Annotated in this window: 18 protein-coding genes and 1 tRNA gene; 10 read left to right on the forward strand and 9 right to left on the reverse strand. The window is 65.1% G+C overall.

All coding sequences use genetic code 11. The features are described from left to right. The first annotated feature begins 106 nt into the window (after nucleotides 1–106). Nucleotides 107–1,333 carry an ABC transporter substrate-binding protein gene (locus tag JQ617_RS30815; protein WP_212029756.1) on the forward strand — a complete coding sequence of 409 codons (1,227 nt, stop codon included), beginning with the start codon at nucleotides 107–109 and terminating at the stop codon, nucleotides 1,331–1,333. A gap of 187 nt (nucleotides 1,334–1,520) precedes the next feature. Here the strand turns inward: JQ617_RS30815 and JQ617_RS30820 are convergent, their stop codons facing one another. Next, nucleotides 1,521–3,083: an adenylate/guanylate cyclase domain-containing protein gene (locus JQ617_RS30820; RefSeq protein WP_212029604.1), complete on the reverse strand. Its 1,563-nt coding sequence runs from the start codon at nucleotides 3,081–3,083 to the stop codon at nucleotides 1,521–1,523. A gap of 193 nt (nucleotides 3,084–3,276) precedes the next feature. Between JQ617_RS30820 and JQ617_RS30825 the strand changes: the two genes are divergently transcribed. Beyond that, nucleotides 3,277–4,368: an enolase C-terminal domain-like protein gene (locus tag JQ617_RS30825; protein WP_212029605.1), complete on the forward strand. Its 1,092-nt coding sequence runs from the start codon at nucleotides 3,277–3,279 to the stop codon at nucleotides 4,366–4,368. A 37-nt stretch (nucleotides 4,369–4,405) separates the two neighbouring features. Here JQ617_RS30825 and JQ617_RS30830 read toward each other — a convergent pair whose 3' ends face one another. Next, nucleotides 4,406–4,828, reverse strand: a complete 423-nt coding sequence (locus tag JQ617_RS30830) for a RidA family protein (RefSeq protein ID WP_212029606.1) — start codon at nucleotides 4,826–4,828, stop codon at nucleotides 4,406–4,408. Nucleotides 4,829–4,947: 119 nt separating this feature from the next. Between JQ617_RS30830 and JQ617_RS30835 the strand changes: the two genes are divergently transcribed. Then, nucleotides 4,948–5,433, forward strand: a complete 486-nt coding sequence (locus JQ617_RS30835; protein ID WP_212029607.1) for an NUDIX hydrolase — start codon at nucleotides 4,948–4,950, stop codon at nucleotides 5,431–5,433. Between the two features lie 170 nt (nucleotides 5,434–5,603). On the opposite strand, the gene JQ617_RS30840 is transcribed toward JQ617_RS30835, so the two are convergent. Together JQ617_RS30840 and JQ617_RS30845 are read right to left on the reverse strand one after the other, a co-directional pair. Continuing rightward, the gene (locus JQ617_RS30840) at nucleotides 5,604–5,849 is read right to left on the reverse strand and encodes a hypothetical protein (protein ID WP_212029608.1); all 246 of its coding nucleotides are present in this window, start codon (nucleotides 5,847–5,849) and stop codon (nucleotides 5,604–5,606) included. Between the two features lie 11 nt (nucleotides 5,850–5,860). Continuing rightward, nucleotides 5,861–6,334, reverse strand: coding sequence for an L-2-amino-thiazoline-4-carboxylic acid hydrolase (locus JQ617_RS30845; RefSeq protein WP_212029609.1), 474 nt, complete (start codon nucleotides 6,332–6,334; stop codon nucleotides 5,861–5,863). Between the two features lie 301 nt (nucleotides 6,335–6,635). Between JQ617_RS30845 and JQ617_RS30850 the strand changes: the two genes are divergently transcribed. Beyond that, nucleotides 6,636–7,160, forward strand: coding sequence for a Cif family virulence factor (locus JQ617_RS30850; RefSeq protein WP_212029610.1), 525 nt, complete (start codon nucleotides 6,636–6,638; stop codon nucleotides 7,158–7,160). A gap of 26 nt (nucleotides 7,161–7,186) precedes the next feature. Here JQ617_RS30850 and JQ617_RS30855 read toward each other — a convergent pair whose 3' ends face one another. From JQ617_RS30855 to cpdR, 3 genes are all read right to left on the reverse strand, one after another. Next, nucleotides 7,187–7,426: a hypervirulence associated TUDOR domain-containing protein gene (locus JQ617_RS30855; protein WP_212029611.1), complete on the reverse strand. Its 240-nt coding sequence runs from the start codon at nucleotides 7,424–7,426 to the stop codon at nucleotides 7,187–7,189. Nucleotides 7,427–7,563: 137 nt separating this feature from the next. Next, nucleotides 7,564–7,638, reverse strand: a tRNA-Val gene (locus JQ617_RS30860). Nucleotides 7,639–7,713: 75 nt separating this feature from the next. Continuing rightward, entirely contained in the window at nucleotides 7,714–8,073 is a 360-nt protein-coding gene (gene cpdR / locus JQ617_RS30865) for a cell cycle two-component system response regulator CpdR (RefSeq protein WP_007597092.1), read from the reverse strand. A 334-nt stretch (nucleotides 8,074–8,407) separates the two neighbouring features. On the opposite strand from cpdR, the gene JQ617_RS30870 reads away from it, so the two are divergent. The 3 genes from JQ617_RS30870 to JQ617_RS30880 all read left to right on the forward strand — a co-directional run bounded on the left by JQ617_RS30870 (nucleotide 8,408) and on the right by JQ617_RS30880 (nucleotide 11,618). Further along, nucleotides 8,408–9,298: an N-formylglutamate amidohydrolase gene (locus JQ617_RS30870; protein WP_212029612.1), complete on the forward strand. Its 891-nt coding sequence runs from the start codon at nucleotides 8,408–8,410 to the stop codon at nucleotides 9,296–9,298. Between the two features lie 537 nt (nucleotides 9,299–9,835). After that, a complete protein-coding gene (gene hisN, locus JQ617_RS30875) occupies nucleotides 9,836–10,618 on the forward strand; it encodes a histidinol-phosphatase (protein ID WP_063687003.1) in 783 nt (260 codons plus the stop codon). 22 nt (nucleotides 10,619–10,640) lie between these two features. Then, entirely contained in the window at nucleotides 10,641–11,618 is a 978-nt protein-coding gene (locus tag JQ617_RS30880) for a Bug family tripartite tricarboxylate transporter substrate binding protein (protein WP_212029613.1), read from the forward strand. 248 nt (nucleotides 11,619–11,866) lie between these two features. Here the strand turns inward: JQ617_RS30880 and JQ617_RS30885 are convergent, their stop codons facing one another. Next, nucleotides 11,867–12,757: a LysR substrate-binding domain-containing protein gene (locus JQ617_RS30885; RefSeq protein ID WP_063686999.1), complete on the reverse strand. Its 891-nt coding sequence runs from the start codon at nucleotides 12,755–12,757 to the stop codon at nucleotides 11,867–11,869. A 149-nt stretch (nucleotides 12,758–12,906) separates the two neighbouring features. Between JQ617_RS30885 and JQ617_RS30890 the strand changes: the two genes are divergently transcribed. Then, entirely contained in the window at nucleotides 12,907–13,659 is a 753-nt protein-coding gene (locus tag JQ617_RS30890; RefSeq protein WP_063686997.1) for a sulfite exporter TauE/SafE family protein, read from the forward strand. A gap of 168 nt (nucleotides 13,660–13,827) precedes the next feature. Here the strand turns inward: JQ617_RS30890 and JQ617_RS30895 are convergent, their stop codons facing one another. After that, complete coding sequence (locus JQ617_RS30895; RefSeq protein ID WP_212029614.1) at nucleotides 13,828–14,460, reverse strand: LysE family translocator; 633 nt, start codon at nucleotides 14,458–14,460, stop codon at nucleotides 13,828–13,830. A gap of 238 nt (nucleotides 14,461–14,698) precedes the next feature. On the opposite strand from JQ617_RS30895, the gene JQ617_RS30900 reads away from it, so the two are divergent. Both JQ617_RS30900 and JQ617_RS30905 read left to right on the forward strand, forming a co-directional pair. Next, entirely contained in the window at nucleotides 14,699–16,495 is a 1,797-nt protein-coding gene (locus JQ617_RS30900) for an adenylate/guanylate cyclase domain-containing protein (RefSeq protein ID WP_212029615.1), read from the forward strand. Nucleotides 16,496–16,693: 198 nt separating this feature from the next. Next, the gene (locus JQ617_RS30905; RefSeq protein WP_212029616.1) at nucleotides 16,694–19,474 is read left to right on the forward strand and encodes a di-heme-cytochrome C peroxidase; all 2,781 of its coding nucleotides are present in this window, start codon (nucleotides 16,694–16,696) and stop codon (nucleotides 19,472–19,474) included. Nucleotides 19,475–19,552: the final 78 nt, after the last annotated feature.

The following is a 19,552-nucleotide window of genomic DNA, read 5'->3' on the forward strand; positions in this document are numbered from 1 at the left end:
CGGCTGTCGCAGCCGGCCACAGCTTTGCCAAACGCTTGACCTAAATCAACTCGCCTGGGTGCGGAATGAGCCGACCTCGTTGGGGGCCAACGACAAGGTGTCGAGCATGCGCGTCACCGGCAGACTATTGTTCGTCTCGATTGCCGCCGCCGCCTCGCTCGGCGCGATGTCGCAGCAGCAGCACTCCGAGCAACCGGCAAGCGACAAAGAGATCCGCATCGGCAATGTCATGCCGTATTCGGGCCCGCTGTCGGAATTCGGCGCGATCGGCCAGGCGGAGGCCGCCTATTTCGACATGGTCAACGCGCGCGGCGGCATCAACGGCCGCAAGATCCGCTTCATCACCCGCGACGACAATTCCGATCCGGCAAGCGCGCTGGAGCTGACACGCGGCCTCGTCGAGAAGGACGACGTGCATTTGATGTTCGGCTCGTTCGGCACGCCCGGCAATATTGCCACGCGCTGGTATCTGAACGAGAGGAAAATCCCGCAGCTGTTCGTCGCCTCCGGCGACGAGGACCTGAGCCAGGCCAAGGCGTTTCCCTGGACCATGGGCTGGCAGCCGTCGTTCCGGTCGGAGGGGCGCATCTACGCCAACTACATCCAGGCCTACTACCCGAAGAAGAAGATCGTCGTGCTGTGGCAGAACGACCAGTTCGGCCGCCTGCTCTATAAGGGTATCCAGGAAGGTCTCGGCGATCTCAACCGTCAAGTCCTCGTCGACATCGCCTTCGACATGACGGACGAGCATCTCGACGGGCATGTCTCGATCCTCAAGCGCACCGGCGCCGACGTCTTCATCTTCCTCGGCGTGCCGTCGACGGCCGCCAAGGTGATCAAGCTGGCGGCGTCGCTCAAATGGCGTCCGGTCTTCATCGTGAACGATGCCTCCGCCTCGATCGCCAATGCAATGGCGCCCGCGGGACTGGAAAATTCGGCCGGCGTGGTCTCGGCGGCCTTCCTGAAGGACCCGAGCGATCCCGCATGGAAGGACGACCCCGCCATGAAGGAATGGTTCGCCTTCATGGACAAGTACCACCACGTCGAAAGCACCAACAACAGCGCCGCGCTCTACGGCTATGCCGCGGCCGAGGCGCTGACGCAGGTGCTGAAGCAGTGCGGCGACGATTTCTCGCGCGACAACATCATGCACCAGGCCGCTTCGCTGAAGAGTTATCAGCCGTCCGTCGCGTTGCCCAATATCAGGATGAGCACCTCGCCGGAGCGCTATCTGCCGATCCGGCAGATGCGACTGGTCCAGTTCGACGGCCGTTCCTGGCAGCCCTTCGGCGAGGTGATCGAGACGGCGTTCACGGAAGGTGCGGCAAGGTGAGTTAGGCTTCACACCTGTACCGCGAAGAAGGTGCGCTCCCTCCCCCGCTTGCGGGGGAGGGTCGGGGAGAGGGTGCATCCGCAATCGAGATCCCCCAAGAGGAAGGAGCCCTCACCCCTACCCTCTCCCGCAAGCGGGAGAGGGAGCGCACCGGTCCGTTGGCGACATCCGGGCTCAATCACCCCCCTCACGCCGGCTTGAGCGAGGCCAGGGCGTTCTCCAGCAGCGTGCGGACGCGGGCGGCGTCGCCGGATTTCACCACGGCCGGGTCGAGATAGAGCTCGAGCCCCGGTGCGCGCTCGGTGATGATGCCACTCTTTTCCGCGGCGGCGTCGTTCAGCGCGTCCACCGAATAGGGAATGACCTCGCGGCTGATGCCCTTCATCGTGATCGCCGGCAGCGCGTGGGCGCGGACGATGTCGCTGACGAGGGCAAAGGTCTCGTAGCTCAGCACGATGCCGCCGGGCTCGGCGATCGATTGCAGGCGCGCGGCAAGGTTCGCCTCGGCACCGATGATGGTGTAGTCCATGCGGTCGCTGCTGCCGAAATTGCCGACATTGCAATAGCCGGAATTGATGCCCATGCGCGAGCGGAACGGCTGCTCGATGCCGGACGCCCGCCACTTCGCATTGAGTTCGGCAAGGCGCTGCTGCATGCGCCAGGCCATCTGCAGGCAGGCCTGCGCGTCCGCGCGGTCGCCCCTGGTCTCGGGATCGCCGAAGAAGATCAGCATGGCATCGCCGATGAACTTGTCGACGGTCCCGCCATATTCGAGAGCGATCGCCGACATCTCGGTGAAGTACTCGTTGAGGAGCTGGGTCAGCTGCTCCGGCTGCAGCCGCTCGGCGGTCGCGGTGAAATTCTGGATGTCGGAGAAGAAGATGGTGAGCTTCTTGCGTTCGGTGTGGATGGTGACGTCCTTCTGGCCGGAGAAGATGCTCTTGTAGACCTGCGGCGGGATGTAGCGCGAGATCTTCATCGACAGCGAGGCCAGGAAGTCGTTGGCGGATTCGAGCTCCTTGTTCATGCCCTTGATGCGGCGCGCCTGGCGGCGCTGCAGCGAGAGGAACGACAGGCCGCTGCCGGCGGCGATCAGGAAATAGGCCAGCAGGAACTTGAACGAGAAGATGTTGGCGGCGATCGGCTGGGCGATGATCACCTCCTGGATGCCTCTGACATCGCCGACCTTCCAGTCCTTCTTCGGGCTCTCGGGGTGGCTGTTATGGCAGCTCACGCAGGCCGGGCCCATGGTCACCGGCGCGACGAGGCGGACCTTGTCGTTGAACAGCGAGGTCTCGGTCTCCACGATCTTCTGCTCGGGATCCCTGCGCAGCGCGTCCAGCGCGTCCTTCTCGAACTTGTCGAGCTGGTGCGGCGCGCGGTTCTGGAACGGGACGTCCGAGACGAAACGGTAGGTGATGTTCTCCTGCTGCGCGCCGATCACCCGGCCGAGCTCGAGCGACAGCGTGGCCGGGATCGGGATCGCGCCGGGAACCGACTCGTAATTGTGCACGACCCTGGTCGTGCCGTTGGGGTTGGCGAGGATGCGCCCGACGACGTTCGACGCGTAATAGCTGCGCACGCTCGTGATCACCGAGTTCAGATCGATCGCCTGGCGGCGTAGCGCGGTCTTGGAGAGCTCGGTCAGGTCCAGCCACACCGCCAGCGGCAGGGCGAGCAGGAGGAAGGCGATCGCAGCGCCGGTCAGGAGGCCGCTCTTGCGCTGTTCTTCGGAGATCTCTTGTTTCACTCTCTGGCTCCGTTGTGTGCAATCTTGTCGCAAATCACCGGGATTTGCGGCACAGCCTGCGGCGGCACAGAGCCAATAAACCCGGGTCCGCGCAACCCCCATTTATGGTGGTCGCGGCAGGCGGCTTTTCGTTTCATCGCAATCGTCTAAGATCGGCATGAACCTGCATTCACTCCGCCGGGAGCCCCTCCGAATGACCGAGACCGTCCGCATCAAGCGCTTCAACGCGCGCCCCGTGATCGTGCCGATGAACCTGCCGCTGAAAACCTCGACCGGGGCCGTGGCAAAGGCGCCGCTGGTGCTGATCGACTGCGAGACCGACCAGGGCGCGGTGGGGCACGCCTATCTGTTCTCGATCACGCCTTCGGCATTGAAGCCGCTAACCGCGATGGTCACGGAGATGTCGGAGCTCATCGCCAGCGATGAGCTCCTGCCGTTCGAGATCGAGCGCAAGCTGAGCCAGCGCTTCACCCTGCTTGGGCTCGCCGGCCTGCAGCGGCTGGCGCAATCCGGCATCGACATGGCGGCGTGGGATGCGCTGGCGCGCAGCAGAGGCCTGCCGCTGGCGCGGCTGCTCGGCGGCGCGCCGAAGCCGGTCAGGGCCTACAATTCGAAAGGGCTCGGCATCATGCCCGCGGGCGCCGCGGTGGAGGAGGCCCACAAGCTGCTGGCCGAGGGTTTTCACGCCGCGAAGATCCGCGTCGGCCGCAGCGATGCGCGGGACGATCTCGCCGTCGTGCGCGCGGTGCGCAAGGCGGTCGGAGACGACGTGACGCTGATGTGCGACTACAACCAGGCGCTCACCGTCACCGAGGCGATCCGCCGCGGCGAGATGCTCGACGACGAGGGCCTGAGCTGGATCGAGGAGCCGATCCGTCACGACGACTACGCCGGCTGCGCCCGCTTCGCCGATGCGCTGGGGACGCCAGTCCAGATCGGCGAGAATTTCGACAGCGCGTTCTCCATGCAATCCGCATTGTCCGCGGAGGCCTGCGACTATGTGATGCCCGACGTGCAGCGCATCGGCGGCGTCACCGGCTGGCTCCGTGCCGCCGCGCTGGCACATGCCGCAGGGATCGAGATGTCGACGCACCTGTTCTCGGAGGTCAGCGCGCATCTGCTCTGCGTGACGCCGACCGCGCACTGGCTGGAATATGTCGACTGGGCCGACGCGGTGCTGTCGACGCGGCTGCAGATCAAGGACGGCTATGCGCTGCCGGGCGAAGAGCCGGGCAACGGAATCGCGTGGGACGAGGCCGCGGTGAAGAAATATCTCGTCGCGTGAGGCCGCCGGTCGCGGCGTCGATCACCGATCGACGGGCCTACGAGCGGACGGCGGCAATCATGCTCAGCTCGACGGGAGCCCCGCGCGGCAGCTCGGCGACGCCGACGGACGTCCGCGTGTGACGACCGCGATCGCCGAGGCGTTCGATCAGCCGGTCGGAGGCACCGTTCATGACTTGCGACTGCTGGGCAAATCCGGGCGCCGAGGCGACGTATCCCACGAGCTGCAGGACCTGGACGATCCTGTCCTCTCCGCCCGTTGCGTGGTTGATGGCGGCAACACAGAGATCGGCGCAAAGGGCCGCGGCTTCCTGTGCGGCCGCGATATCGACGCCCGCGCCGACCTTGCCCGCATACAGCAGGTCTTCGCCGCGACGCGGCAGCTGACCGCTGACATACGCAATCCCGCCATGGATGATCACCGGCAAATAGTTGCCGCCGGGCTTGTTCACACTGCTCATCTCGCCTTCTTTCATCTTTGCGGATGACCGGACAATGACAGGCGGTGAGTCCCGGATCAAGACTGCGAGGCTTTCGCACGCCGTTGCGCAGCGGCGGCGCGCGCGATAACGATCCCCCCATGACCACATGGCGTCCACATCCCCGCATCCGCGTCGTCGCGATCGGCCTGCACTGGCGGGACGGGCGGCTGCTTGCGGCCGAGGTGCGCGACGATGCGGGGCGGATCAAGGGCGTGCGCCCGCTCGGCGGCGAGATCGAGTTCGGCGAAAGCTGGCAGGCCGCTCTCGTGCGTGAATTCAACGAAGAGCTCGGCATCGACATCAGCATCACAAGCGAGCCGTTGATGCTGGAGAACATTTTCGTGCACGAGGGATCGACCGGGCACGAGGTGATGTTCATCGCCGAGGTCGCGTTTCCAGAGGGCGCATTCGCCGGCCGGGACCGCATCGATTTCCGCGAGGACAATGGCGAAGAGATCGTCGCGCGCTGGTTCGATCTTGCTGAGCTCGACGTGGATGGCGGGCCACAGCTCTATCCGACCGGGCTGAAGGAGTTGCTGCTCGGGCGCAATGTTTCGAGCCCGTCATCCCCGCGCAACCGCTAAGCGGTTGTCGCTGGAGGCGCGAGTGGCGCGATGCTCAGCATCGCGCCGAGAGCCTCGAAGGATGAACGGCCCGGACATAGCGGGGCCGTCGCCCTTCGAGGGCCGCTGAAGAAGCGGCCACCTCAGGGTGACGGATATGGACTTGAACACATCGCCGCCTACCCGCGAGGCTACCAAGTCTCCGCGCCCGGGATCTTCTTCCGTACCGCCATGCGCTGGACCCAGATGCAGCGGCGGACGGATCGGTTGGAGCGGCCGACGGCGGATATCCCCTCGCCGGCCTGAAGCAGCGGCGCCACGGTCTGGCGCAGCTCGCGGCAGCGCTGGAGCTCGGCCTGCCAGTCGATGATCCCAGCGTCGGCGCGCGGGGCAAGCAGCGCCGACATCGTTATGGCAAGGCAGATGGTCCGGATCATCGACATTCCCTTCATGGCGCGCCGCCGCTATCGCGCCGGTAGCGGAAATCGCAATGGTCGGCGCCCTGCATGATCGTCTGCGTGCGCGCGAGCCTGACGTCGGGGCCAAACCCTTCCGCGGTCGCGAAGTCCGCGGTGCAGACCAGGAGAAAGCCGAGCTCGGGCTCGCCGAGCGCCTTGTAGAACTCGGCATAGGCGCAGCGCTTCACGTCGAACGCGAAGGAGTCCGGTGTCTGCTCGATCACGTCATAGGCGAGCGCGTCGTCACGGGCATAGGTCCTGAAGGCCGAGGACACGGCCTTGCCGAGATCGGCCTCGTTCTTCGCCTGCCAGAACTCCTCGCCAAAGCCGCGATAGAGATCGCCGAGCGCCTTGCGCACGATCGCGTTGGCGCGCGCCGCGCCAAGCTCGGCCTGCAGTGCCTTGACCAGCGGCACCAGCACCTGGGCCTGGATCTTGGCCTGTTCGATGACGGACACGGTCATGGGCGGGCTCGCGTCACGGGATGATGGGGCGTAGCCCGGATGGAGCGTAAGCGTAATCCGGGACAGCGCGGTCGCCAGGATGCACTTGCCCCGGATTGCGCTTCGCTCCATCCGGGCTACGAAGGCGCGGGATGATAGCGCAGCTTGATGCCGGCGGCGAGCGTTTGCCCGTTGCACCGAAGGCCCACGCGTCCGTGAGGTCACGACGGCCGCCGATCGTGCGTTCCTGAAACGTCACCGCGTCCATGGATGGTATGACGGTCACCATTCAAATGCCGACGGCAAATGACGAGAGGTGAACATGATCCGACCCGAGATGTCTCAGGATAACGCCAGGCCACGGCCTTCGGTGCGACGTCGCCGTCTTGCGGCCATCGCCGCAGCGCTGTTTCTCGCGGCGGCGTACTGGCCGGCCGCACCCGCACTGGCCGCGGCAAACGAAGCCGAGGCACGCGCCATCTTCGAGAGGTTCATTACCGCGCAGAATGCGCACAACGCGGACGATGTGAAAGCCCTGCTCTGGAATTCGCCGGCGACGCTGCTGTTTGCGCGGAACATCGAGACGCGGGGACGCGATGCCGTCGCCGACCGCTTCAAAACCTATTACGAGGGCACCTGGCACCTCGAACCCGACATGTCGAAATTCCACGTCGCCGTGATCTCGAGCGAGGTCATGCAGGTCCTCGTGCCGATCGTGTTCACGCGCGCCCTGCCGGGCAAGCCACCGCAGCAGAACACGTTCCTGATCAGCCAGACCTACGTCCGGGATGCGGACGGCTGGTCGGTTGCCTCGATCATGCCGATCGCGAATACGGAACTGAAGTAGAGGGATGCGGCATCCGGGCTGCGGACTCAGGTCCGCAGCAGTCGCAGCGCCCGGCCCTTGTGCAGGGCGACGTGGTCGGTCTTGTCGCTCTTGATTTCGTATTGCGGATCATCAGGCGAGGCGTGGTGCGTGTAGCCCTTGTAGTCGACATCCCTGGTGTGGACGCGCAGGACATGGCCGCGCACCCGGCCGGCCTCGGAATTCCAGCTGACGTGGTCGCCGCGTTTGAAGGATTTTGCGGAGGTCTTTGTGAGCCGCTTGGGCATGCCGGAACAATGCCGGAGTGGGCGGACGCGTTCCAGGGCAGAGGAGGATGCAGTCCGTCTTCGCTCTGCGAGCTTCGCCGGACACGCTTCGCCATCATTGGGCGTGGCTGTGCCACGCGAAGCCTTTTGGCGAAGCGTGGTGGGCACGACAGGGATCGAACCTGTGACCCCTACCATGTCAAGGTAGTGCTCTCCCGCTGAGCTACGTGCCCTAATAGTCCACTTACGTCGGGTGGGGTCCCTATAACGGCTCAGGGGACCCTGCGCAAGGACGGAAGGAGGCCGATTTAGGCCGCCAGCATCTTGTTCACTTCGCTGACCAATTCGCGCAGATGCACGGGCTTGGACAGCACCTTGGCGTTCTTGGGGGCGTCCGAATCCGAGTTCAGGGCGACCGCGGCGAAGCCGGTGATGAACATGATCTTGATGTCGGGGTCGAGTTCCGAGGCCCGGCGGGCGAGCTCGATGCCGTCCATTTCCGGCATCACGATGTCGGTCAGCAGCATCTCGAACGGCTCTTCCCGCAACCGCTGATAGGCGGCCATGCCGTTGTCGTGGGACGAGACCTGAAAACCGGCGTTTTCCAGCGCCTTGACCAGGAAACGGCGCATATCGTTGTCGTCTTCGGCGAGCAGGATCTTTGGCATGGCAGGAAACGTCGAATCCCCAGAGGATATCAGCAGAGGTTACTAAGCCCGACAGAGGGTAAATTTGGGGTGAAAATCTTAACCCCAAGCCGGCTCGCGCTGCCGGTCCCTTGTGGACCCGAACGGGCTCCGAATCAATCGAGCCGCACCAAGCCGTCCCCGCTTGCCTGTCCGCACGGTTAAGACCTGTTCCAGGGGCCGATCACATCTTTTCGCTTGGCAGAATGGTTGCGATTCCGGACAATGACGACACATAAGAGCCGCTCGACCGGCCGAATCATTCGATCCGGGTTCATGCCGGATCGCGCGGCGCGAAGGGACGAAGCCTGAGAAGATGACCCGGTTTGACGGCGAGGTGTCGCCAGCGTTCGAAATCTTCGAGCCCGCCGAATGGCGCGCGCCTGTCATCTTCAACTCGCCCCATTCCGGCTCGACCTATCCGGACGAATTCCTGGCGGCCTCGCGGATCGACCTTCCACAGCTCAGGCGGTCCGAAGATTCCTTCATGGACGAGCTGACCGGCCATTTGAGCGCGCGCGGCTTTCCAACGGTGCGGGTCAACTTTCCCCGCTCCTATGTCGACGTCAATCGCGAGCCCTATGAGCTCGATCCCCGCATGTTCACCGGCCGCCTGCCGAGCTTCGCCAACACCCGCTCGATGCGGGTCGCGGGCGGCCTCGGCACCATTCCGCGCGTGGTCGGCGACGGCCAGGAGATCTATCGCGACCGCATCCTGGTCGACGATGCGCTGGGACGGATCGAGACGCTGTACAAGCCCTATCATCGCGCACTGCGCCGGCTGATCAACAAGGTGCACCAGATGTTCGGCACCGTGGTGCTGGTCGACTGCCACTCGATGCCGTCGGTCGGCGTCTCCAGGGACGAGCCGCGCCGGCCCGACATCGTGATCGGCGACCGCTACGGCACGAGCTGCACGCCGCTGCTCCCCGACAGGGTCGAGGAGACCATGACCGGGCTCGGCTATTCGATCGGCCGCAACAAGCCCTATGCCGGCGGCTTCATCACCGAGCATTACGGCAACCCCGCGAGCGGGCTGCATGCGGTGCAGCTCGAGCTCAACCGCGCCATCTACATGGACGAGCGGCGGCGCGAGCGCGGCCCGCGCTTCGCGCAAGTGGCTGCCGATTTCGGCGTGCTCGCCGACGTGCTGGCGACCACGATCCCGTTCGCCGATCTCGGCCCGTTCCAGGCCGCGGCGGAATAGGCCAAACTTTTTCTGCTGTTCTGTCTTGGCGATCGGACGCGCGCGATTGGCGCGAACGCGTTTTCGCTTCGCTTGCCTCTGCGCATCAAACTGAAATTGGAGCGGACAGAAAAAAGGGCCGCTTCTAACGAAGAAGCGGCCCAAGTCTAGGGAGGAAACGCCCAAGGAGGGCAGCGGTAACGCAGAGCGCTACCGCACCGCAACAATATGCGGCCGCGCCGCACAAAGTGCAAGGGCTTTCGAGCCGTTTCCCATGCAGTATGCACATGGCTCAATTGCTTCTATGGAAACCCAGATTCAGTTTCTTTGATAAGGAAATTCAATGGGTTGATAGTCATTTGCATACGAACAAGGCATGGTCGGAACTAAGTTTTCAACTCTGTGATCGATATTTGGCCAGCGGATGACTCGAATGAGGCAGGGACCCTGGGGCATCCAAAATACCAGGGTGCAAAGCCAAGACAGCGCTGCACGCGGGAGGCGAATTGAGCTAGGCAGGAGCGAGCTTCACCTGACTTTCGCTTTTGGGGATTTGCCGTGACGGTGATCGACTTCTCCGCCTTCATCGGACGGCTCGCCACCGCCTCCGGCGAAACCATCCTGCCGTTCTTCCGCACCTCGCTGTCGATCGACGACAAGAGCAAGACCAAGGATTTCGACCCCGTCACCGAGGCCGACCGCGCCGCCGAGGCGGTGATGCGGCGGCTGATCAAGGCGAGCTTCCCCCAGCACGGCATCGTCGGCGAGGAATTCGGCAATGAGCGCGAGGACGCCGACTATGTCTGGGTGCTCGACCCCATCGACGGCACGAAATCCTTCATCGGCGGCTTTCCGATCTGGGGCACGCTGATCGCGCTGCTGCACAAGGGCACGCCGGTGTACGGCATGATGCACCAGCCCTTCATCGGCGAGCGCTTTTCCGGCGACAACGGCTCGGCCACCTACAAGGGCCCCTCCGGCGAGCGCCGCCTCCAGGTCCGCCGCTGCGCCTCGCTGTCGGAAGCGACGACCTACACCACCTCCCCGCTGCTGATGAACGAGCGCGACCGCGCCATCTTCGGCCGGATCGAGAAGGGCGCCCGGCTGTCGCGCTATGGCGGCGACTGCTACTCCTATTGCATGCTGGCGGCCGGCCATGTCGACCTCGTGGTCGAGACCGAGCTGAAGCCCTACGATATCGCGGCGCTGATCCCGATCGTGACCGGAGCCGGCGGTGTCGTCACCACCTGGGAAGGCAAGCCGGCCCAGGGCGGCGGCCGCATCGTCGCGGCCGGCGACGCCAGGGTCCACGAAGAAGCACTGAAGCTGCTCAACCAATAACAGACGCGAGCGGGAGGCTTGCATGACCATCTCACGCAGGCTGCCGGCTGGATTGTTGTTGGGATTGCTGTTGCTGCTGCCGTCATTGGCGTCGGCGCAGAATTTTCCGGCAAAGCCGATCAAGCTGATCGTGCCGTTCCCGGCCGGCGGGCCCAATGACATCATCGCCCGCGTGATCGGCCAGCGCATGTCGGAGCTGTCGGGCCAGCCGGTGCTGATCGACAATCGCGGCGGCCAGGGCGGCGTGCTCGGCACCGACGCGGTCTCCAAGGCCCCGCCCGACGGCTACACCATCGCGATCTCCTCGGCCGGCGCGCTCGCGATCAGCCCGAGCATGGAACGGGTCGCCTACGACACCCAGACCGACCTCGCGCCGGTGACGCTTGTTGCGACCGTGCCGGAAATGCTGGTGGTCGCCACCAACGTGCCCGTCAAGGACGTCAGTGAGCTGATCGCGCTGGCGAAGGCGCAGCCGGGCAAGCTCAACTTCGCCTCCTCCGGCCCCGGCAGCCTGCCGCATCTCGCCGGCGAATTGTTCAAGCTGACGGCGAAGATCGACATCGTCCACGTGCCCTATCGCGGCGCCGCGCCCGCGGTGAACGATCTGCTGGGCCAGCAGGTGCAGATGACCTTCCTCGATCTCCCGGTGCTGCTGCCACAGGTCAAGGCCGGCGCCTTGAAGCCGATCGCGATGGGGTCGGCCGAGCGCGCACCGACCGCGCCCGAGGTGCCGACGCTTGCGGAGGCCGGTTTCCCCGATCTGCGCGTCGAGAACTGGTACGGCATGGTCGCGCCCAAGGGCACGCCGAAGGAGATCGTCACCGCGCTGCATGCGCTGGCGACCAAGGCGATGGCGGATCCTGGCGTGAAGGAGAAGCTCGCCCAGCAGGGCGCCACGCTGGTCGGCGACGAGCCGGAGCATTTTCGCGCCTTCATCGCCGATGAGACCAAGAAGTGGGCCAAGGTGATCAAGGACGCCGGGGTCGAGACGGCGAAGTAGGCTCACTCCCCCATGGGAGGGTTAGGGCCGGCCTCAACACGACCGGTGCGTTCCCTCCCCCCCTTGCGGGGGAGGCTAGGGAGAGGGGTTCACACGGGGACTCCATCGATCGCACGAAGAATTTCTTCGCGACTCTCACGCCTTTTGCTGGGCTACCCCTCTCCCCCGCCCTCCCCCGCAAGGGGGGAGGGAGCGCAGTTGTGCTCGGTGCGGGGATCGAGGCTCATGCCAACTCGGGCAACAATCTCTCACACCGCCTCTGCCCGCAGATGCTCCACCAGCATCTTGGCCGGCCGCGGCAGCGTCTTGAAGCTGCGGGCGCAGATCACGAGCTTGCGGTTGGCCCAGGCGTCGCGCAGGCGGACCATGGCGAGCGGCATCAGCCTGGCGCAGCGGCGGGCGGCGGATATCGGCACCAGGGCGATGCCGACGTCGGCGGCGACCATCTGGCAGATCGCGTCGAAGTCGCGCAGGCGCGCCCGGTAATGCGGGCGCATGCCGAGCCGGGCGGCGTGCTTCGAAATGTGCATCTGAAGCGCGGTGGCACTGGTGAGCCCGACGAAGTCGCAGGCGCCCGCCTCCTGAAAATCGATCTGGCGGCGGCCCGCGAACGGGCCGCGCTTCGACGTCACCAGCGTCAGGTGATCCTCGCTGAAGACGAAGCGCTCGATATGATCGGGCAGCGCGTGCTCGGCGGCGAAGCCGAGATCGGCGGCGCCGGCGGTGATCGCGGCCGCGATGTCGGTGCTCTCGCGCTCCTCGATGTCGATGGCAACGTCGCGATGCTCGCGCAGGAAGCCGGCCAGCGCCTTCGGCAGATGCTCCGAAAGCCCCGAGGTGTTGACGAGAAAATGCACGCTCGCGCGCACGCCGCTGGCAAAGCCGGCGAGATCGCCGCGCATGGCGTCGACCTGGTGGATCACGAGCCGGGCATGGTCGAGCAGGCTCTCGCCGGCCGCGGTCAGCTCGACGCCGCGGCGACCGCGCTTGAGCAGGGCGACGCCGAGCGCATCCTCGAGGCCCTTGATGCGCGCGCTGGCCGAGGCCAGCGCCAGGTTCGACCGCTCCGCGCCGCGGGTGATGCTGCGCTGGTCGGCGACCGCGATGAAGAGCTGGAGATCGACGAGATCGAAGCGCATGGCAGGTTTCTCCAAACCTCATTGTTCGGGCATGACCTCTGCGGAAGGTCGCGCGTTTTCCGGATCGTGCTCGAGCCTTCGCCGTGAACGAAGGCTGGCTCCATAACCTCCAGATTGTGCCGGAGTGCGCCTTGGGTCAATGTGCCGACATGTTCGACCCTCTCCTCATCGTCATCGCCGCGGTCTTCCTGCTCGCCGGATTCGTCAAGGGCGTGATCGGGCTCGGCCTGCCGACCGTCTCCATGGGCCTGCTCGCCGTGAGCATGGCCCCGAGCCGCGCCATCGCCATCGTGATCGTGCCCGCCATCGTCACCAATATCTGGCAGACGTTTGCCGGCCCCTATCTGCGGGACATCCTGCGGCGGTTGTGGCCGCTGATGATCGGCACCGTGATCGGCTGCTGGCTCAATGCCGGCGCGCTGACCGGCCCGCATGCGCGCTACGGCACGATCGTGCTCGGCGTGCTGCTGGTCATCTACGCCGTGATCGGGCTGAACAAGCTGCAGTTTCGCGTCGCGCCGAAAAACGAGAAGTGGGTCGGCGGCGTGGTCGGCGTGATCACCGGCGCGATCTCGGCCTCGACCGGCGTGCAGGTGATCCCCTCGATGCCGTTCATGCAGGCGATCGGCATGGAGAAGGATGAGCTGGTGCAGGCGCTCGGCGTGTTCTTCACCACCGCGACGGTGGCGCTCGCCTTCAACCTCACCGCGGGCGGATTGCTGACGCCGGCCAATGCGGTGCCGGGCGCAGTCGGGATGGCGATGGCCTTTGCCGGCATGTTCATCGGCCAGTCCGTGCGGGCGCGGATGCCGGCCGAAGCGTTCCGCCGCTGGTTCCTGATCGCGATGATTTTGCTCGGGCTCTATCTCGCCGGCAGCGCGCTGGCGAAGGAGTTCGCCTGAGGGAAGATCGTAGGGTGGGTTAGCTGGCGGCTGCGCGAAGCGCGGCCGCTGGCGTAACCCACCTCTTCTGTCTCTGTGGAAACGAACAGTGGTGGGTTACGCCTCGGACTGCGCTTTGCGCAGCCGAAGGCTAACCCACCCTACGCATCCATCATTCGTTCGAACGAGCTACCGCGTCTCCAGCATGGCGACGCGGATGCCGAGATAGATGAAGAGACCGCCGAGCGCACGGTTGATCCAGGCGATGGCGCCCTCGGAGTGCCGCAGCCGGTTGGCGGCCTTGGCCGCGAAAGCGGCGAGCACCAGGCACCACAGCGTGCCCGTGAAGATGAAGATCAGGCCGAGCGTCAGGAAGGCGAGCGGCTTGTGCGGCGCATCGGCTGCGACGAATTGCGGCAGGAACGCCAGGAAGAACAGCGCGACCTTGGGATTGAGCGCGTTGGTGAACACGCCCTGCAGGAACACCCGCCGCAGCGAGCTGCGCTCGGCCTCGTCCCGGACCGCCGCCAGCACGGGCCGCGACCACAGCATCTGGAGGCCGGTGACGACCAAATATGCCGCCCCGACCAGCTTCACGATCGAAAAGGCGGTCGACGAAGCCATCAACAGTGCCGAAAGACCGATCGCCGCGCCCGCGACATGGAAAAAACAGCCGCAACTGATGCCGAAAGCGGCGGCGGCGCCGCCCCGCCAGCCCATCTGCATGCTGCGGCCGATCACATAGACGCTATCAGGGCCTGGCGTGATGTTGAGCAGCACGCCGGAGAGGATGAAAAGCCAGATTTCGTGAATGCCCAGCATGCAAGCGGCCCCCTCTCGCCCGTCCGGGCGGTCTCAAATTCCGCTTAGTCGGTTCGGCCGCCGCCGTCCACCGGCGGGATTGCGTAGGATTTACCTCGATTTTGCAATGCGGTTCATACTTTCACTCGGCCGCATCTGCTTTATAAAGGCAGGGTTACTTGAAATGCGGGATTCGAGGTGACTGCCACGCCGTGGCCGGTCCCAGATCCCTTACCAAGTCCCCTTGGAGCCCCGGAAGATGGAAAGACGTCTGGCCGCCATTGTCTGCGCCGATGTCGCCGGCTATTCGCGCATGATGGGCAGCGACGAAGCCGGCACCCATGCCGCCTTCAAGGCTCATCGCGCCGCGATCCACCCCATCATTCTCAATCACGGCGGCCGCGTCGTGAAGAACACCGGCGACGGCTTCCTGCTCGAGTTCGCCTCCATCGTCGGTGCCACCGAGGCGGCGGTCGCGATGCAGACGCTGATGGCCGAGCGCAACCACCATCTGCCTGCGGACCGCGCGATGCAGTTCCGGCTCGGCATCCACATGGGCGACGTCATCGCCGACGAGGACGAGGTGTTCGGTGACGATGTCAACATCGCCGTCCGCATGGAATCGGTGTCGAGCCCCGGCGGCTTCGCGATCTCGGCCAAGGCCTATCGCGAGGCCAGCAAGCATCTCACCGTGCCGCTGACCGACGCGGGCAACCATCGCTTCAAGAACATCAAGGATGCGATCGGGGTCTGGACCTGGACGCCCGAGGGGGCGCCGGCGCTGGCCCCCGAGCTGAGGGAGGCGTCGGCGCTGTCGCAGCAGTACCGTACGGCGATCGTCGGCGTGCTGCCCTTCGCCAATCTCAGCGACGCCCAGGACGAATATTTCTCCGACGGCCTCACCGAGGATCTGATCCACGCGCTGTCGCTGCAATCCTTCTATCGCGTGCTGAGCCGCAACTCGACCTTCGCCTTCAAGGGCAAGAATTTGAGCACGCGGCTGATCGCGCGCGAGATCGACGCGACCTATCTGATCCAGGGATCGGTGCGGCGCGCCGGCGCCAAGATCCGCGTCACGGCCGAGCTGATCGCGCCGGAGACCGGCGAGCAGCTCTGGACCGGGCGCTACGACCGCGACATCGGCGATCTCTTCGCGATGCAGGACGAGATCACCACCAACCTGTCCGCGGCGATCGCCACCGAGATCGTCCGTGCCGAGGCCTCGGCGCCGGCGCGGCTCTCGACCGACGTCACCGCCTGGGATCGCTTCCTCAAGGGACTGTCGCATTACTACCGGCAGACCAAGGAGGATCTGGCCGCCGCCGTCGACCTGTTCCGGGAGGCCATCAAGGTCGATCCCAAACTGTCGATCGCGCATGCCTATCTCGCCACGATCCAGATCCAGAGCATCCAGTTCGGCTGGGTCAAAGGCACGCGCGAGATGTGGGCCGAGGCGATGAACCTCGCCGAGACCAGCGTCCGGCTCGACCCGCGCTCTTCCTTCGCGTTCTCGATCCTGTCCTGGGCCCACGCGATGGAGGGACATTACGAGGCCGCGATGGACGCCGCCAAGCGTGCGGTCGCGCTCAACCCCTACGACAATGGCGCACGCGGCGTGCTCGGCATCTGCCATTTCGTGATCGGCGAGCATCGCGAGGCGATCGAGCTGTTCTCGATGGCGGCGCAGCGCGACAACAGCGACCCGCGCTACCAGTGGGCCACGCTGAACGCCTTCAGTCATTACCTGTTGCGCCAATATGACGCGACCCTGTCATGGGCGCGCGAGCAGCTCTACATCAACCCCAATCACATGCAGGCGCTGGCGATCCGCGCCGCGGCCCTGGCGCAATTGGGCCGGACCGCGGAAGCCGACGAGGCCGCCCGGGTGCTCATGAGCAACTACCCGACCCTCAACGTCGACCGTCACTTGCGCAATTTCCACTGGAAGCGGGCCGAGGACGTCGCGCATTACCGCGCGGGACTTCTCAATGCGGGTGTGCCGCTCGGCAAGCTGACCCTGGTCCAGAGCGACGTCAAACGCGCCGCCGAGTCCTGACCGGCGGCCCGCGGGCCTTTCACGCGCTCTTCACATCCCCGTGGCGGTCTGCCGCCTGGCCTTATTGACAGGACAGTGAAATCGGCCACACTTCTCTACACGCTGAAGTAGTATAGCCTGCTGTCGGTTTGTTAGGACTTTGCGCGCTTGATCGCGCCGCCGTATTTCGCGATTCGCTGTTTTTCAGGATTTTGGGCCATGCATGATCCCGCTTCGAAGCCGCCCCTCGCCCCCTCGATCCAGGTCTCGCCGGACAATCCCTGCCCATTCCTGCGCGGCCTCGTCGGCGAAGGCTTCGTCGACGGCGGCACCGTTCCGCTCAACACGCTGTCGCAGACCATCGCGAATGCGAGCGGCGAGACGGGGCTGAAGAAGACGTCGGCCCGCATCCAGACCCGCGGCGTCGCGATGATCGCCAACGGCTTCAGTCATATCCTGAAGAGCTGGTGGTCCGGCGCGCAGCTCGATGCATTGCGCGGCGGGCCCCTCGACAAGCTCGGCGCCGGCTCGCGCATCCTCGGCGTCGACGGCAAGGTCAACGAGGACGAGATCGCTCGTCTGGCGAGCTTCGGCCGTACCTACAACGACCCGAATACGGGCATGAGCGAGACCGGCCTCAACGCCGCGGAAATCAAGACGTTCATGCAGGAGAATCTCAAGCGCGCCGGGAGTAGCGCGCGCTGGTACTACCCGCTGCTGATGAAATTCGAATGGCCGATCCTGCTGAAGATCATGGGCAAGGGCGGCAAGGACAAGCCCGAGGACCGCTATCTCAGCGTGGACGACGTCCGCACGCTGTTCAACGAGCGCAGCTTCCCCGATCGCATCAACCAGCGGATCGTATCGCAACCGCTGCTGTCGACCTGCGCGCTCCGGTTTCGCTGGGCGCTTGGCCTCACGGCGGGCGCTTTGGCGCTCGTTCTTGCCGTCCTCGTTGCGGTCGCCGAATTCCCCAACCAGGTCCGCGCGATGCTGCCGCAGAAGGGCATCCTCGCGCAGCTCCTGCCGCCGCCCTTGCCCACGCTTCCGCAGACGACGGCCGCCTATTGGCTCGAGCAGAACTGGTCGCTGAAAGACCGGCACTGGTTCCACCACGCCAGCCAGGGCACCGCGACCTTCCCGGTGCCATATGAATGGTTCATGGCGCTGGAGCAGCCGCGCCTTCGCCTGGTCTCGCAGCCCGGCATGTTGAAGGACAGCACCTATCTCGAGCGCTTCGGCTTCATCCCGAGCCCGAAATCGATCAACACCGACGCGGCCACGCTGCGCCAGTTCGGCTACGCCAACGTCTATGAGACGACGCAGGCGGGCGACTGGTCATCAAGGTGGACGCCGGCCGAGAACGTCGACGGCCTGCCGGTCGGCTTCGCGCGAATGACGGGCGTGGTCGATCCCGCGACCGGCCGTCGCGAGGAGGACAAGATCGGGCTGACCTGCGCGGCCTGCCATACCGGCCATATCCAGTATCAGGGCATCGACGTGCGCTTCGACGGCGGCCCGGCGATGACCGATCTGAAGAAGCTCGAGCTCGTGACCGGGCTGTCGATCGCCTACACGGTGTACGTCCCGTTCCGCTTCGACCGCTTTGCCGATCGCGTGCTCGGCCGCGAAGCAAGCAAGGCGGACCGCAAGGCGCTCAAGCAGAAGCTCTCCGCGACCATGGATTTCCTGCTCGACTGGCAGACCAGGTACAACAACACGATCGAGCACAAGAAGACCTGGGACGGCAGGTGGCAGCAGGACACCGAGGAAGGCTTCGGCCGCCTCGACGCCCTCAATCGCATCGGCAATCAGGTGTTCGCTCAGGATCTCGCCTTGAGCGGGGTCAAGGGATTCGAAAAGAACCTGCATGCCCAGGACGCGCCGGTCAGCTATCCCGCGATCTGGACGGTGCCGTGGTTCAAGTTCGCCCAATACGACGCCTCCATCGAGCAGCCGCTGATCCGGAACGCGGGCGAGGCCCTCGGCGTGACCGCCCTGCTCAATCTGTCCGACGCCTATCCCGAGAAGCGGCTGTGGGCCTCCTCCGTCGATATCAGGACGCTCGGCTGGATCGAGGACATGCTCAGGGGCCCCGATCCGTTCAGGGCGCCCGATCCCGCCAAAGGTCCGAAGTTCGGCGGCCTGCTGTCGCCGAAATGGCCGTCGCAAATCCTCGGTGACGCCTGGCGGATCGACCAGACGAAGGTCGAGAACGGCCGCAAGATCTACGCCGAGATGTGCTCGGGTTGCCATTTGCCCGCCGTCGACACCCCGGCCTTCTGGTCCTCGGGGCATTGGGAGACAAGCGGCGACAGCAAGGTCCTGAACGCGGTCACGATCCCGCTCAAGGAGATCAAGACCGATCCCGAACAGTCGCTCGTGCTCAGCAAGCGGATCGTCGACGTGCCCGCCTTCCTGAAGGTGAATACGTCGGACCTGCAGAAATGGTGGCAGTGCGACATCCCGACCGCGAGCACCTCGCCGACCGAGATGGTCTATGCGCTCGGCCTCATGACCGTGGTCGATCTCGTCGCCCAGAAATGGATGGTCGACCAGGAGGTGCCGGACGCGGAACGGGCGAAATTGTGGAATATGGCGCGCAAGAACTGCCTCAATCCCGCGCCCGATCCGCGCTACCGCGCGCGGCCGCTGAACGGCATCTGGGCGACCGCGCCCTATCTGCACAACGGCTCGGTGCCTTCGCTGTACTGGCTGCTGAAGCCGCAGAACGAGCGCCCGCAGAAATTCTGCATGGGCCGCCGCGACTATGATCCCGTGACGGTGGGCTTCGCGGTCACTGCCGACGAGCGCTGCAAGACCGGCGAGACGCAGTTCTTGATGACCGGATCCGACGGCCGGCTGATCCAGGGCAACAGCGTGCTCGGGCATTCCTTCGAGCGCAAGGAAGGCGAGCCGAAACGCGATGGTGTGATCGGCCGCATCTTCAGGGATGACAACGAGCGCTACGATTTGATCGAGTATCTGAAGACGCTGTAGCGAACTGACACTGCTTCGAGATCGTCATGGCCGGGCTTGTCCCGGCCATCCACGTTCTTGTCTCGCCGAACCGAACTC

The sequence above is a fragment of the Bradyrhizobium sp. KB893862 SZCCT0404 genome (genome assembly GCF_018130885.1).
In the GTDB taxonomy this organism is placed as follows: domain Bacteria; phylum Pseudomonadota; class Alphaproteobacteria; order Rhizobiales; family Xanthobacteraceae; genus Bradyrhizobium; species Bradyrhizobium stylosanthis.